General features: G+C 66.7%; 11 protein-coding genes. 8 read left to right on the forward strand and 3 right to left on the reverse strand.

All coding sequences use genetic code 11. The features are described 5' to 3' along the window. Window positions 1-16 precede the first annotated feature (16 nt). The 8 genes from LKE06_RS27570 to LKE06_RS27605 are packed head-to-tail and all read left to right on the forward strand — an operon-like array spanning window position 17 to window position 11,132. The gene (locus LKE06_RS27570; RefSeq protein ID WP_228002263.1) at window positions 17-2,746 is read left to right on the forward strand and encodes a phosphoenolpyruvate synthase; all 2,730 of its coding nucleotides are present in this window, start codon (window positions 17-19) and stop codon (window positions 2,744-2,746) included. Further along, the gene (locus LKE06_RS27575; RefSeq protein WP_228002264.1) at window positions 2,736-6,281 is read left to right on the forward strand and encodes an AMP-binding protein; all 3,546 of its coding nucleotides are present in this window, start codon (window positions 2,736-2,738) and stop codon (window positions 6,279-6,281) included. The genes LKE06_RS27570 and LKE06_RS27575 overlap by 11 nt, the downstream gene beginning before the upstream one ends. Continuing rightward, complete coding sequence (locus tag LKE06_RS27580) at window positions 6,278-6,544, forward strand: acyl carrier protein (protein WP_228002265.1); 267 nt, start codon at window positions 6,278-6,280, stop codon at window positions 6,542-6,544. Before LKE06_RS27575 ends, LKE06_RS27580 begins: the two co-directional genes overlap by 4 nt. Then, window positions 6,541-7,632, forward strand: a complete 1,092-nt coding sequence (locus tag LKE06_RS27585; RefSeq protein ID WP_228002266.1) for an SDR family oxidoreductase — start codon at window positions 6,541-6,543, stop codon at window positions 7,630-7,632. Before LKE06_RS27580 ends, LKE06_RS27585 begins: the two co-directional genes overlap by 4 nt. Beyond that, window positions 7,629-8,582: a nucleoside-diphosphate kinase gene (locus LKE06_RS27590; RefSeq protein ID WP_228002267.1), complete on the forward strand. Its 954-nt coding sequence runs from the start codon at window positions 7,629-7,631 to the stop codon at window positions 8,580-8,582. The genes LKE06_RS27585 and LKE06_RS27590 overlap by 4 nt, the downstream gene beginning before the upstream one ends. Continuing rightward, window positions 8,579-9,565 carry a ScbA/BarX family gamma-butyrolactone biosynthesis protein gene (locus LKE06_RS27595; RefSeq protein ID WP_228002268.1) on the forward strand — a complete coding sequence of 329 codons (987 nt, stop codon included), beginning with the start codon at window positions 8,579-8,581 and terminating at the stop codon, window positions 9,563-9,565. The genes LKE06_RS27590 and LKE06_RS27595 overlap by 4 nt, the downstream gene beginning before the upstream one ends. After that, a complete protein-coding gene (locus tag LKE06_RS27600; RefSeq protein WP_228002269.1) occupies window positions 9,565-10,197 on the forward strand; it encodes a nitroreductase family protein in 633 nt (210 codons plus the stop codon). The genes LKE06_RS27595 and LKE06_RS27600 overlap by 1 nt, the downstream gene beginning before the upstream one ends. Further along, a complete protein-coding gene (locus LKE06_RS27605; protein WP_228002270.1) occupies window positions 10,194-11,132 on the forward strand; it encodes a UbiA prenyltransferase family protein in 939 nt (312 codons plus the stop codon). Before LKE06_RS27600 ends, LKE06_RS27605 begins: the two co-directional genes overlap by 4 nt. 102 nt (window positions 11,133-11,234) lie before the next feature. On the opposite strand, the gene LKE06_RS27610 is transcribed toward LKE06_RS27605, so the two are convergent. The 3 genes from LKE06_RS27610 to ligD all read right to left on the reverse strand — a co-directional run bounded on the left by LKE06_RS27610 (window position 11,235) and on the right by ligD (window position 14,708). Further along, window positions 11,235-12,329, reverse strand: coding sequence for a methyltransferase (locus tag LKE06_RS27610; RefSeq protein ID WP_228002271.1), 1,095 nt, complete (start codon window positions 12,327-12,329; stop codon window positions 11,235-11,237). 246 nt (window positions 12,330-12,575) lie between these two features. After that, complete coding sequence (locus LKE06_RS27615; RefSeq protein ID WP_228002272.1) at window positions 12,576-13,532, reverse strand: D-isomer specific 2-hydroxyacid dehydrogenase family protein; 957 nt, start codon at window positions 13,530-13,532, stop codon at window positions 12,576-12,578. Window positions 13,533-13,739: 207 nt separating this feature from the next. Further along, on the reverse strand, window positions 13,740-14,708 hold the full coding sequence (gene ligD, locus LKE06_RS27620; RefSeq protein WP_372477435.1) for a non-homologous end-joining DNA ligase: 969 nt from the start codon (window positions 14,706-14,708) through the stop codon (window positions 13,740-13,742). Between the last annotated feature and the right edge of the window lie 18 nt (window positions 14,709-14,726).

Below are 14,726 nucleotides of genomic sequence, written 5' to 3' on the forward strand. Positions count from 1 at the left end.
ATGGGAGAGATACCAAGTGCAGGTACTTGGACCGTGGACCGACGCAGCGACCATCGCTGCACTGGCCGGCGGCAAAGCGCGCGGGTTGCACAGTCTGCGCAGCGGCGGGTTCCGCGTTCCGGACTGGGCGGTGCTCGGGGCGGACGTCTTCGAGCAGGTCCTGCATGTGGACGACCTCGCGGGGAGGGTTTCGGATTTCCGGGCGATCGATGAGCTGGACCCGGCCCTCGCGGCTGCCGCGGCCCTGCGGACCGAGATCGCGACTGTATCGCTACCCGAGCCGATTTCGGTACTGATCGCCGATGCCTACGACCGGCTCGAGGGCGGCCCGATCGCGGTCCGTTCGTCACTGCTCGCCGAGGACGGCCCCGAACACTCCTATGCGGGACAGTTCGATTCGTTCCTGAACGTCAACGGCCTCGACGCGGTGACCGGCCGGGTGCGCGAATGCTGGGCTTCGGCCTTCTCGGAGCGGGCGGTCCGCTACGCCTTCGCACACGGTCTGCCTCGGGCCAGTGCCGCTGGCGTGGTGCTGCAACGGCTCGTGGTCGCGCGCACAAGTGGGGTGATGTTCACGGCGAACCCGATGACCGGTGCGCCCGACGAGCTGGTGATCAGCGCGGTGTATGGGCTCGGTGAGGGTTTGGTCTCGGGCGCGGTGGACGCGGATTCGGTGATCGTCGACAAAAGTTCCGGTGCGGTGCTGGAAACGATTGTCGGGGACAAGGACCGCTGCTACGCGCCGGCGGGTGATCAGGGCTGCGTCGTGTCGGAGGTCGATCCGGCCCGGCGCGACGTCACCGCGTTGTCGGATAGCGAGTTGCTGGAAGTGGTCGAGCTGGGCCGCAAGCTGGAGGCGAGTCTCGGTGCGCCCCAGGATATCGAGTGGGCGATCGATGACGACGGAATCTGGTTGTTGCAGGCGCGGCCGATCACGACCGCGCTGCGCGGCGACGCCGCGGGTCCGGGCGCGCTCATTCGCGGTGCGGGTGAGGCGCTCGCCGCCGATGAGACCCGAATCTGGGATAACTCCAACATCATCGAGAGCTTCAGCGGCATCACCTCGCCGCTGACCTTCACCACTGCGGCCGATATCTACGGCCGTGTCTATCGCGGGTACGCGAAATCGCTGCGGGTGCCGCCCGAACAATTGGCCCAGACCGACCGGTGGACTCCGGTGCTGCTCGGCTACTTCCACGGCCGGGTCTATTACAACCTGCTGCACTGGTATCGGATGGTCGGCATCGCGCCGGGCTACCCGTTGAACCGGAAGGTGCTCGAGGCCGCGCTCGGTGTCGACGAGCCGCTGGCCGACGAGGTCGCGAAGACCTTGCGCCCATTCGCTTTTCGGACCCAGTTCGCGCGCCTGCGGTCGCGGGCGGTCACCACAGTGACCTACGTGCGCCGGTTGTTCGGCATCGATGACATGGTCGAGCAGTTCATGACCGATTTCTATCGCGTCTACGACGAATACGACGCCATCGACTACACCACGCTGTCGGGTGAGCGGGCCTATAAGTCCTATCGCACGGTGGACCGGGATCTGGTCGAACGCTGGGGACCGCTGATGGTGCTCGACGCGATCCTGTTGACCTGCACCGGATTGATGTATGTGCTGACGAAGCTGCTGCTGCCCAAAGCGCCGGAGTGGTTCCTGTACGCGGTTGTCGGGCCGGGCGCGGATGTCGAATCGGCCGAGCCCGCCCGCGCGATGACCGAGCTCGCGGCCTTTGTGCGGACCGACCCGGAACTGGTGTCGCTGGTCAATTCGACTCCGCCGGAACAGATCTATCCGCTGCTGCGGGAACCCGATCGGGCTGAACTCCTCGCACGCGTCGATTCCTATATTGATCGGTATGGATACCGCAGCCTGGACGAATTGAAATTGGAAACGCCGGACCTGCGCGAGGATCCGGCGAGCCTGTTCGTCATGCTGCGCAGCGCGATCGGACGGGTCGGCGATACCGGCGCCTCGACCAGTCGCGGGATCGAGGCCGATGAATACCTCGACGCGCATTTGCACGGGTTCCGGCGGCGGATCTATGAACGTATGCGCGGCAAGGTATCTCGTTGTGCAGCGCACCGGGAACGGCTGCGTTTCTGCCGGACCAGGGCCTTCGGCATGGTGAAGCGAATGATCCGGGTGATGGGCCGGGATCTGGTCGCCCGCGAGGTCATCGACGAATTCGGTGACGTCTTCTTCTTGACGGTGCAGGAACTGCGCGGCTGCTACGAGGGTGCCGACGCCGATAGCCTTCGCGATCTGGTCGCCGCGCGTAAAGCGCAGCGCGCCCGCGACAGCGAACTTGTCGCGCCCGCGCGCTTCGTCACCTCGGGTCCGGCCTTCGGGCGGGCCGAGCTGGCCGGTCAGGGGTGGGTGCCGGTGACCGACACCCCGGCCGCGACCGTGGGAACGGTGCTGGCCGGGACGCCGTCGGCATCGGGGATAGTCGAGGGCACGGCGGTGGTGGTCGACGAGCCACGCGACGTCGCCGGCGGGATTCTGGTGGCCTACCGCACCGACCCCGGGTGGGTGGCCGCGCTGCCCTCGGCCTCGGCGCTGGTGATCGAACGCGGCAGCCCGCTCACCCATGTCGCGATTGTGGCCAGGGAGTTGGGGGTGCCGACAGTGGTCCAGGTCAAGGACCTCACGAAAAAGATACGGTCCGGTATGCGAATCAGGGTCGATGGAACCAACGGAGCGGTTACTGTGCTGTCCGAAGGAGGGGCCCGCCATGAAGCCTGACAAATACGTTGCGGCAGTTCGTAGTTGGCTTATCGATCCGGCCGAGGACGCCGGGATCTACCTGGCCGACGAGGCCGATGGGTGGGACTACCGCAGCTACCGCGAACTCGCCGACACCACCTGGTCGATCGCCGCGCTCATGCGCGCGCACGGCCTGGGCGGCGGGGACGGCGCCTGCGTGATCATGCCGACCGGATATCCGTGTGCCGCAGCGTTCTACGCCGTGTGGGCCTGCGGCGGCGTCTTCACCCCGGTCGCGCCGCCGATGTTCGGCGACCTCGATCAGATCGTCGCCCATATCGCCGCGATCCTGGCACAGGCCCGCCCGCGTCTCGTGGTGACCTCGACGGAGTTCGAGCAGCTCGTCCGCCGGGCGGCCATCGAGGCGGGCCGGACCGACGAGCCCCTGGTTATCGACGCCGCGACACTGGGGCAGCCGCCCGCCGAGCGTGAGTTCGGCGAGCCCGACGAGTGCGCGCTGCTGCAATTCACCTCCGGGTCCACCGGCACCCCGCGCGGGGTACGCGTGAGCTGGCGCAACCTGTCCAACAACATCACGATGATCTCGAAGCTAGTGGACTGGCGCGCCGGCGAGACCATGGTCTCCTGGCTGCCGCTCTATCACGACATGGGCCTGGTCGGCGCGTTCCTGACCACCGTCACCAACCAGGGTGACCTCTATCTGATGCGGCCCGACCAGTTCGTGCGCGACCCCGCGCGTTGGTTGCGCGCGATGGCCAACGCCCAGCATTCGCCGTCGCCGTCGTTCGCGCTCGGCTATGTGGCACACCGGGTTTCGCCCGAGGAGATCGCCGATCTCGATCTGTCGGGATGGCGCACGCTGGCCGTCGGCTCCGAACCCGTCGAGGTGGCCGACTTGCAGTCATTCGCGAATCTCACCGGCCGGCAAGGATTTTCGACCAAGGCGTACACGCTGGCATATGGCCTGGCCGAGGCAACCCTGATGGTGACCTCCTCGGCGCGCGATCGTCCGATCACCGCCTTGCGCATCGACAATCCGAATCTGCGCCACGGCGAACGCGTCACCATACTGGACCAACAGCTACTCGACGACACCCATCGGGTCGAGGGCGCGGGCTGGATCACCGGGCTCGGCTACTCGACGCCGGAGTCGACCGTCATGGTGGTCGACGAGGACGGCCGGGAACTGCCCGACGGCGTGCTCGGCGAGATGGTGGTGATCGGCGATTCGGTGGCGTTGGGTTACTCGGCGGCCCCGGACGGCTCCGGGGAACCGGCGGCGGGCTCGTCGACGAGGATCACCGACGGCAGGCTGTATTCCGCCGACGCGGGATTCCGCTATCGCGGCGAGGTTTTCGTGCTCGGCCGGATGGGTTCGAGCCTGAAGGTGCGTGGCCGTTCGGTATTCATGGAGGACATCGAGTCGCGCGTCGCCCAGGAAACCGGCATCACCAAGGGCAAGATCGCGGCGGTCGCTATCAGCGAAGCGGGTTCCCAGGGCATCGCATTGTTCGTCGAGTCGAAACCGGGCGAATGGATTCCCGAGGCGCGCCGCATTATTCGCGGCGAGCTCGGCCCCGCGCAGACGGTTTCGATCGTGACCGGCCCACGCGGAACAATCCGACGCACCTCCAGTGGAAAACCACGCCGCCGGCACATGTGGCAGCTATTGCGCGACGGAGTCCTCGAGGGGGCCGTCGCGCACCACGCCGACGGTACGGAACCCGCCGCATCGCCCGCCGTGGCCGGCGAGGACATCCAGCCGGAGGAGGCCGGTGGTTCCAGTGGCGCCGCGGCCGAACGAAATATCGCGGGAGAAAGTGGTTTCGGCTGGCCTGCGGACGAGGTGACCCCCGAGCCCGCACTGTCTGCCGAGCGGGTGCGGCAGCTGCTCGATCGGGCCTTGGAAACCGTTGCCGTACCGGCAGATTCGACGGTGCTGTTCGAAGGGTCGCTGGCCGAGGGGTTCGGCAACGACGGGTCCGACGTGGACTTGCTGGTACTCGCGCGCGGCGACGAGGAGATGCCGACCCTGCCGACGGTCCTGTTCATAGACGGCCGCCGAGTGGAGGTGCGCACGCGCTCGCGGGCGCAGCTGCGTCGCCAGTTGGAGCAGGTCGTGGACGCGGTGCGGGTGACCGACCTCGACGAGGATGTGCTCAACCGCTGCCAGCGTTTCCTGCGGGCGACGGTGGTCCGCGGCGGTGCGGTCGACGTCACCGAATTGCGTTCGCTCATACCGCATTCCGACTTCACAGCGTTGATCGCGCAGTGGTGGACCGGCCGGGCGACCCAGGCATTACGGTTCACTGTCGCGCTGCGCGCATTGGGTGCGCATGCGGAGGCGGCGGGATGGGCGCGTGACGGGCTGTTGCAGGCGGTGAAGGGGTGGGTGGCCGGGCGCGGCGAAAGCTATCTGGAAACCAAGTGGCTGCCCCAACAGCTCGACCGGATCGGCCACGACGAACTCATCGATCGCTATCGCGAGCTGAGCGACCCGAGTTCCTGGACCGCGAGCGCCTCAACGCCGGCCGTACCACAGGCGAAATGGGAGCAGCTCTGGGAATTGGCCGCCGCGTTGGGTGTCGATGGGGTGGTCGATGATTCGAATCAGGTCTTGTTCGCGCGTCGAGCCGGCGTAACCACCTGGACCATCGGTGGCCGTGCGCATGTCGTGCGCGATGATCGTGACGTTTTCGTGCTGTCGGATGATGCGGCGCGTGCCTGGCGCTCGGTGGTGTTCCGCCATTCGGTGCGCGATGTGCTCGCGCGTGCCGAGCACGACATCGCCACCGAGCTGGCCGAGTTCATCAGACTCGGTTTCGTCGGATTGCAGTGGCGTGGCGGTGAACCCATCGTGCCCGCATTGGCGATGTGTAAACCGCTCGCGCCATTCACGCTGGTGCCGAGCGTGACCGCACCCGCTCTCGGGGTTACGGGCGCGGCCCGTGACGACGCCACCGTGACTCTCTCGCCGTTGCCCGCAACCAGATTCACCGAGTGCGCGCTGAATGTGGTGTGGTCCAACATCGTTCTGGAGAACGCGCGCGAGGACCTGGCGGGCGCGGTCAAGAACTCGCAGGGCGCGGTCGCCGATATCGCGGCCCACCGATTGATCGCCATGGCGGTGCGGGTTGTGCTGTCCGCGTTCGGTATTCACCCGCTGCCCGCCGATGTGGCGCCCGCGGAGACGCTCACGCGTGCGTTGCCACCACACGCGCCGCGCCGAGATGAACTGCTGGTGGAATTGGCCTCGGCACAGGCGGTCCGCTTCTCCGAGATCATTCGCGCAGGCGGCGACACCGTTGCCGGTCTCGTGGTCCTCGATGATTTCGTCGCGCTGGTGCGTTCGCTCGCCGGTGGCGCGGAACCCGGGGCAGCGTTCCCGGCCTCATTCGACTCGCGTGACCAATGGCGGCGAACCCTGGCCATCGGCTATGACTGGCTGCGCCTGGCCGGGTACCTGAATACCGATCTGCCCCTCGACGAGGCCCGCGACCTGCTGGCCTCCGGTGGTAACCAACCCCATCTATCCGGAGGTGAGCCCGCGTGAGCGCCGCAGCCAACACCGTTATCGCCGACAAAGTCCGTCGCCTGGTTCTCGCGATGGCGCCGCAGTCGGCTCCCGCCGAGGATGACAAGCGCCTGATCGAGGACCTCGGCTTCGACTCGCTGCGCCTGATGGAACTCACCGTCGTGCTGGAACGCTCCTTCGAGCTGCCACGCTACCGTCCGGAGCAGTTGGTCGGTGTCCGGCGCGTCGGTGAAGTAATAACGCTGGTCTCGGGATCGCTTGCCGCGGACGGTAAGTCATGAGTGAACGCGATACGGTGCTGGTGACCGGCGCGACCGGATTGGTCGGTGCCGAGGTCGTCGCGCGCCTGGCCGCCGCGGGCCGCCCCGTTGCCGCGGTACTGCACAGCAATTCGAGCATCGTTCGCAATGACGGCACGGTGCTGGAGGCCGGCGCGCCGGTTGCGGGCGATATCCGGGCACACGGTTTCGGTCTCTCCGAGCGTGACACCGCGGATCTGGCCGAACGCGTCGGTGTGGTGGTGCACTGCGCGGCGACCACCGCGTTCGACGCCTCGGTCGCCGAGTACGAAGAGCTGAATGTGCGTGGCACCGCCAACGCGATCGCGCTGGCTCGCGGGTGGGATGTACCGCTGGTGCATGTCAGTACCGCCTACGTGTGCGGAATGCGTGGCGGGGCGATCGCCGAGGACGACCTCGAAGCGGGACAGACCTTTGGAAACGGCTACGAGGACAGTAAGTTTCGTGCCGAACAATTGGTGCGCCTGGCAGGCGAGCAGGGTCTGCGCTGGGCGATCGTGCGCCCGGGCATCGTGACCGGCGCGACGGACACGGGCGCGATCCGCGAATACAAGAACCTGTACACCGTCGTGAAACTGATGGTCGAGGGCAAACTCCGGTCGCTACCCGGCCGCTACGGCGCGACACTCGCGCTGGCGCCGGTCGACCACGTCGCCGACGTAATCTCCGCAGCGGTACTGGATTTCGATTCCGCGCACGGTCGCACCATGCATGCGGTCGGCCGGGACACGCTGTCACTGCGCGAGGTGTCCGACGTGCTGGCCGAGTATCCCTCCTTCGAGGTGGCTACCTTCGTGCCTGCCGCAACCTTCGCCGAGGAAGACCTGGAGCCGATCGAGCGCGAGTACTACCGTCGCATCGGTTCGCTCTACACCAACTATTTCCAGCGGCGCCTGAGCTTCGACACCCACCATGCCGACGTGCTCCTCGGCGAACCGGCACCGCCCAGCGGCAAGGACTATTTACGCTTGTTACTGGACTTCTGCCTGGAATCGGGCTACCTGGGTGTACCGCTGCCTTCGATCGAAGATGTACTGGCGGGCAATGACTTCGGCGGGGTGCGACGATGAGCGAAGCGAACAACTCGGCGGGGGAGCCATTGCGGGAGTTGTTGACCGCCATGACGCCCTCGACCGGCAAGATCGATGCCTATGCCGACGATACCTATCTCCAGGAAACCGTCGACCAGCTCGATCGACTCGGTCTCGACGCCACGAAGTTCGCGGCCGGGCACTCGCTGCTGTTGCTCAAGCCGGACGCCATCGTCGCGCGCGCGGTCGAACCGACCTTGAATTGGCTCGCGGACAATGGCTTTCGAGTAGTCGGTGCCTATCGCGTACCGGTGGACCGGCATTTGGCGAGGGCGCTGTGGTACTTCGCCTGGAACATCGCCTCACCCGAACGCCGCCGCCTCGCCGACCTACTTGTCGGCATCTCCGACGTGCTGGTCCTAGTGGTGCGGGGCCTTCCGGGCGACGACGATCGCGATCTGCCCACCTCGGTCCGGCTCACCGAGGCGAAGGGCGCCACCGATCCACGTAAGCGAAGGCCGGGCGAGCTCCGATACCTACTCGGTCGCCACAACTATCTGCTGAACCTGGTGCATTCGCCGGACGACCCCGCCGATGTACTGCGGGAGCTGGCCATCTACTTCGATGAGCGGCGCCGGGCGACGGTGCTCGAGCGAGCGAGTGCGGGTGCGGACCGCGCGGCCGACGCGATCGCGATCGCGAACGACCTCTACTCCCGCAGCCCGGCACGCAGTTTCGACCGGACGGACGCACTCGAACGACTACTGCGGGATCTGGCGCGCGGTGGTTTCCCGGTGCCGCCCGAGCTCGACCTCGACACCGACGCGGGATGCGCGCAATTGCTGCATTCGGCATGGACCGAGGGCAAGGAGCTGGACCCGTGGTCGGTGATCGTGCTCGGGTCCTATGTACTGCCCATGCGGACCGGTACACAGCCGCAGATGCTGCGGCCCGTGTCCGCGCGAGAATGGTTGGAGGCTCGACCGTGACAACAGATGCGGCACCGATGCGGACAGCGCGTCATCTTCGTACGATCTCCCGCGAGCTGACGCATCGCTGCGCCGTCTCCGAGGTATTCGTGACGTCGCTGGACGCGGTCGGCGAGGACTTGTTCATCGCGGGCGCACAGCTACCGCGCATGCATGCCTACTACGGCGATCACGCGGGTTCGCTTGCTATGCGCCATGATCCGCTGCTGGTGATGGAAGCCGCCCGCCAGGCCGCCATCGCGGTGGCCCACGAGTTCTACGGGGTGCCGCTCGAAATGGCCTTCGTGGTCAGGACATTCAACGGTGCCGGCGCGGATACCACGGCCTGGGAGATCGGTACCGCGCCCGAGGATCTGGTGATACGGGTGCGAGTTCCGCAGCAGCACCGCCGTGATGGCGTGCTGCACGGGCTGGATATGGTCTTGGACATCGAGTCAGCGGGCGTGCCGATGCTGACCGTCGACGGCTCGTTCTCCTGGGTGACCTCCCGCCAGTGGTCGGGGCTGCGCTCGGCGTTTCGCGACAGCCTCGGCCTGGAGCCCTACCACAGCGCCTCGGCATTGACCGAACGCGCGGACCCGGCCACGGTGGGGCGGGAGAACTGGCGCAATGTCGTGATCGGCCCGCCTCGGCCCGACGGTGTGACGGTGCGCGCCGCGCTGGTAGCGGACCTGGGGCATCCATTCCTGTTCGATCATCAACTCGACCACATTCCGGGCAGCCTGCTCATCGAGGCGTGCAGGCAGACGGCGCTGTCCATGGTGGTCGGTGATCTACCGAAATTGGAATGTGTGGCAAGCGCTTTCGATCGATTCGTGGAGCTGGACCTGCCCGCCGAGTGTGTGGCGGAGGTCGCCGAGCAGGGTGGCGGGGCAGTGGTGATCCACTGTGAGATCCAGCAGGCCGGCGCTGTCGCGGCCCGGATCGATCTCGAATTCGCCGAGGAAACCTTGGATCCGGAATACGATGCGGGGGACATCTGATGGATGGCAGTCCGGCCGGTGCCGAGCTGTTGACCACGACGCGGGCCTTCCGTCGTCGTCTCGATCTCGCCAGGCCGGTCGCGCACCAAGATCTGATCGACTGCCTCGACGTCGCGGTGCACGCCCCGAGCGGCACCAACCGGCAACCGTGGCGCTTTCTCGTCGTCGAGGATTCCGACACCAAACAGCAGATCGCCGAGTACTACCGGAAGGGTTTCGCCGCTTACCTTTCCGCACGCACTCCGCGCCCCGATCAGCTCGGGGACCTGGCCTCCGGCCGATACCTCGCCGCGCACCTGCACGAAGTTCCGGCCCTCGTCGTCGTCTGCTCTCTGGGGCGACCACCGGCGAACGCGTCCGCGTTGCACCTCGCCAGCTTCTTCGGCTCGATCTATCCGGCCGTCTGGAACCTCATGCTGGCCCTGCACTCACGCGGCCTCGGATCCACCATGACTACCGCGCACCTGGCTTATGAACGCGAAATCGCCGAGTTGCTCGGCATCCCGTTCGAGCGGGTGACACAGGTCGCGATGCTTCCGGTGGCGCATCTGCTGCCCGGCACCACCGCGCCGGGCCCGCGCCGGATCCCCGCCGCCGAGGTGACGATGTGGAACAGCTGGAGCGAGCAGTGAGCGAGTTGGCGGATACGTCGACACCGCGCCCGCTGCGGTCCGTCGCGCGCATCGCCCGGTTCACCGCGGTGATGTACAAGCCGCACTATCTGCTGTACGGCGTGCTGTGGGTGCTGGCGCTGGAAGGCACGGCCGCTCTTGTCTCCCAGCTGGATTCGGTGTGGCGTCCGTTCGGATCCACCGTGGTCCGCATCGTTGTCGTCGCTGTCGTGCTGCTGTATCTGCGGATGGTCGACGAACAGAAGGACCTCGACTACGACCGCGTTCACAACCCCGACCGGCCACTGGTGACCGGTGCGATCAGCGCTACCGAACTCCGCGCTGCCATGGTCGTGATTGCCATCGTGTCCATCGGCGCCAGCCTGACGTTGTCGGCCGGCTCAGCGGCACTCATCGTCGCCGTGCTCGGTTACGGTCTCGCCCTCTGGGGCCTGGAGGCCATCTCGGCAACCGTGCGTACCGATATCGTGCTGAATCTGGTCGTCACCTATCCGGTGCAGCTGCTGGTCACCGCATATGTCGTCGTCTCGGCGATCGGCACCGGGGAAGTCCGACCCTGTTGGCAGGCAGCGGCCGTCGCCATCATCTTCGCGGGTGCGTTCCTGCAGTTCGAATTCGCTCGCAAAACCTCGAAGGTGGTGCGCCCCGGCGAGATGTACTACTCGAATGCGCTCGGCACCGGTGGCAGCGCGGCCGCATCGTTGCTGTGCGCGGCCGTGGCGGTCCTCGGCGACTTAGCTCTGGTGCAGCCGTGGAACCACCCGATGCCGCAAGCACTGATCGCATGGATTCCCCTGGTGCTCTTGGTGATTCCCGCTATCGGCGCACGCAACTTCCGGCGTGTGAGCGCCGCCGATTACCCGGTTTTGCCCGCGGTCGGATTCATCCTCGCGTTGTACATCACCCTGATCGTCCAGTCACTCGTGCTGAGGTGAGTACGAGGCTACCGGCGCGGCCGTGGCCGTAATGCGACACGATGTCGCGCGTGGATGCGGCCGCCGGGCAAACGGTCATGCCATCAGTGCGAACCCCGCCTGCTAGCTAGGGCTGGCTTCCAAGACGTTGTCGGGGGAGAGGGTGGGGACTCGGCGTTGGAGGGTGAAGCCGGCTTCCGCCAGGAAAGCTCGGTATTCGGATTCCGTGCGTTCGCGGCCACCGGCGTTGACGAGCATCTCCAGGTCGATGAGTTTGCCCGGGTGGGGGCGTTTGTCTTCGGGGACAACGAGTTCGATGAGCAGCAGCTTGGCGTGCTGGGGCATGGCGGTATGGACGGCGCGCAGAATCTGCTTGGCTTGTTCGTCGGACCAGTCGTGAATGATGTGTTTGAGGATGTACGCGTCGCCGCCGGCAGGGACATTCTCGAAAAAGGATCCGGCCGCCACGGCGCAACGGTCAGCGAGTCCGAGCTCGGCCAGTCGCGCGGGAGCCTCGGCGACCACCTCCGGCATATCGAACAGTATGCCGCTGGATTGTGGTGTGCGGCTGAGAATTTCGGTGAGCAGCGCGCCCTCGCCCGCGCCGACGTCGACGATCGTGCGGTAGGCGGAGAAGTTGTAGGCTGCCAGCAGCGGTTCCAGCCCGAGGGTACTGATGCTCGTCATCGCGCGATCGAACAGTTCGCCCGTCTCGCGGTCGGTCTTCACGTATTCGAAGAACGGCATGCCCTCCAGCTCGGTGCCCACCGGCCGACCGGTGCGGACCGCGTCGACCAGGTGCGACCAATGATTGCGGTGGATCGGCGAGCCGAAGAACAGCGCCGCGTCGCGCAGGGTGACATCGGCGTCCCGGCGCAGTGCGTCGGCGATCGGGGTGAGCGTGTATCTACCGTCGGAGCGTCGATCGAAGACCCCGTGGCTGATCAGCAGTCGCAGCAGTCGATGCAGGGATTCTTCGTCCGCGCCGGTCGCGCGCGCCAACTCCGCGCCACTGCGCGGGCCGTCGGCGAGTGCGTCGGCCACGCCGAGCACGGTGGCGGCGTGAATCGCCTGCGACAACCAGCCCGCCCCGATCAGCTCCATCAGGGCGATCGGTCCCGGCGCGAGTCTGCGATGTACCCGAGCCAGGGTATTTCTGACCGTGTCCACCGCCCGCAGCAAAGCGGGCGGCGGCATCTTCGACCGGCTGGACGTCATGGGTGAACTCCATCCTGTTGCGTGGTGCTCGGCGGAGACTCCTCACCGGAGATTATCTCGCGCGACGCGCAGGCAGGTGCGGTATTGGCGGAGCCGGCCACGGCGGGGCGGCGGCGTCAGCGGGTGGCGACGGGATTATCGGCGTGACGTTGCGGTCGGCGCCGGTCGCTAGGTAGGCACCCATGAAATCGGAGATGTGGGCGTCCTCGGATTACGTGGTGCCTGCCGCCGGAATCGGCGGCCGGCTCAGTAGCCGCGCTCGGAATCGATCGGCGCCAGCAGCTTGCGGCCCGCGACGAACCGTGTCACGTTTTCCACGACATGATCGGCGAAGGCGGCCAGGCGCAGCTGGGGCGGATTCGAATCATGCGGGGTGACAATGGCATTCGGCAGCACCCAGAGTGGGTGGCCGTCGGGAAGCGGTTCGGGGTCGGTGACGTCGAGGCCCGCGCCACCGATCGCGCCGGAGGCCAGCGCGCAGACCAGCGCGTCGGTGTCGACGAGACTGCCGCGCGCGACATTGATGACCCACGACGACGGTTTCAGGCGGGCCAGTTCCTCGGCGCCGATCAGGTGTTTGGTGGCCGGGGTGGCCGGGGCGGCGATTACGACGTGATCAGTGCGCGACCAAATCTTGCCGAGTTGGTCGGCGCGGATCGTCTCGACGGTATCGGGAATGCCGGGCCCGGTGACCGGGCGGCCGGAGCGGTTGACCGCGATGACATGCACGCCGAGCGGGATGAGCATGGGGATCAGCGCGCGACCGATACCGCCCGCGCCGACAATGGTGACGGTCTTGCCGCGCAGGGTGCCGACGTGCGGAAAGAAATCCTGCTGTCGCCAACTGCCCGCGTGCAGATGCTCGGGCAAATAGCGCACACCCGCGAGCAGCAGCATCAGCGAGTGCTCAGCGACGCTCGCGGCGAAAGCACCTGCGGCGGAAGTGAATCGAACATTCGGATGCCGGGCAAAGATGCCTGCGGTGAACCAGTCCTCGACACCCGCCGCCGGAAGCTGCACCCATTCGATACTCGCGGGCAGGTCATCGGGGAACTCGCCGGGGCCACCGACCCAGATCAACCCACGCGCCCGCTCCAATTCGACCAGCGTGGCGCCGCCTTCGACAACCGCCTTCTGTAGCAGCGTGGGCGCGGGGCTGGCCGGACCGACCGCGACCGGAACCGGAACCCCCGGGCGAGTCATACCGCCACCTCGCCGCAGCCGCGCACCAACGTGCACGGAGCGTGCCGATATCCGATTGCATCGCTCATGGTGGGGACCTCCTTCGGGCACGCTATGCGCTCGCGGTAAAGCCGGTGTTGACGGGTCCACGCCGATGTGGCTACGTCGCGGGAAGCTCAGCAGTGACGGTAGCACCCGCAGCGCCGTGACCTGGTCGGCGGCATTTTGTCAGTCTCCGTCCAGGTCCGCGTCGACGCCGTCGCGGTCGGCCCATTCCAGCAGTGGGTCGATCGCGAATACCGCGTTGTCGATGCCGGCGTGTAGGTCGCCGAGTTGGGCGTAGCGAGGTGGGACGGTTTTCATGGTGAAGTCGCGGGGGTCGATGTGGGGTATCTCGTTCCAGTGGACCGGGGTGGAGACCGTGGCGTCGGATACGCCGCGTACCGAATACGCTGCCGCGATGGTGTGGTCGCGGGCGTTCTGGTTGTAGTCGACGAACAGTAGACGGGGGTCGCGGTCGCGGCGCCACCAGGTGGTCGTGACGTCGTCGGGTGCACGCCGTTCGACCTCCTTGGCGAACGCCAGCGCGGCGCGGCGCACGTCCTTGAACCCGAATTCCGGTGCGATACGGACATATACGTGCATGCCCTTGCCGCCGGAAGTCTTCGGCCAGCCCACCGCCCCGAGTTCGTCGAGCACCTCGTGTACGACACCCGCGACCCGCTGCACCCGCGACCACGGGCAATCGGGCATCGGGTCGAGATCGATCCGCCACTCGTCCGGGCTCTCGGTATCGGCGCGCCGCGAATTCCACGGGTGGAACTCCACTGTCGACATCTGGACTGCCCAGATCACCTCGGCCAAATCGCGCACACACAGCTCGTCCGCGTGCCTGCCGTAGCGCGGGAAATAGACCCGGACCGTCGGAACCCAATCGGGCGCCCCAACGGGCAGCCGCTTCTGATGCACCTTGTCACCGGCGAGGCCCTTCGGGAAACGGTGCAGCATGCAGGGACGCTCCCGCAGCGCGTTGACGATCCCGTCCCCGACGCTCAGGTAGTACTGCACCAGGTCGAGCTTGGTCGCGCCGGTCCCCGGGAAGTAGATCCGGTCCGGATTTGAAATGCGAATCGTGTGGTCGCCGACATCCAACTCGACGGCGGCGCTCGCGGACTTGCCTGCCACGAGTCCGACCATAGCGGATCGGCCGGTCCG

The organism is Nocardia australiensis, assembly GCF_020733705.1.
Taxonomy (GTDB): domain Bacteria; phylum Actinomycetota; class Actinomycetes; order Mycobacteriales; family Mycobacteriaceae; genus Nocardia; species Nocardia australiensis.

Excerpts from the sequence above, each read along its gene's own strand:
- LKE06_RS27575 (WP_228002264.1), top strand. The coding sequence starts at position 2,736 with ATGAAGCCTGACAAATACGTTGCGGCAGTTCGTAGTTGGCTTATCGAT.
- LKE06_RS27585 (WP_228002266.1), top strand. The coding sequence starts at position 6,541 with ATGAGTGAACGCGATACGGTGCTGGTGACCGGCGCGACCGGATTGGTC.
- LKE06_RS27590 (WP_228002267.1), top strand. The coding sequence starts at position 7,629 with ATGAGCGAAGCGAACAACTCGGCGGGGGAGCCATTGCGGGAGTTGTTG.
- LKE06_RS27600 (WP_228002269.1), top strand. The coding sequence starts at position 9,565 with ATGGATGGCAGTCCGGCCGGTGCCGAGCTGTTGACCACGACGCGGGCC.
- LKE06_RS27610 (WP_228002271.1), bottom strand. The coding sequence starts at position 12,329 with ATGACGTCCAGCCGGTCGAAGATGCCGCCGCCCGCTTTGCTGCGGGCG.
- LKE06_RS27615 (WP_228002272.1), bottom strand. The coding sequence starts at position 13,532 with ATGACTCGCCCGGGGGTTCCGGTTCCGGTCGCGGTCGGTCCGGCCAGC.
- ligD (WP_372477435.1), bottom strand. The coding sequence starts at position 14,708 with ATGGTCGGACTCGTGGCAGGCAAGTCCGCGAGCGCCGCCGTCGAGTTG.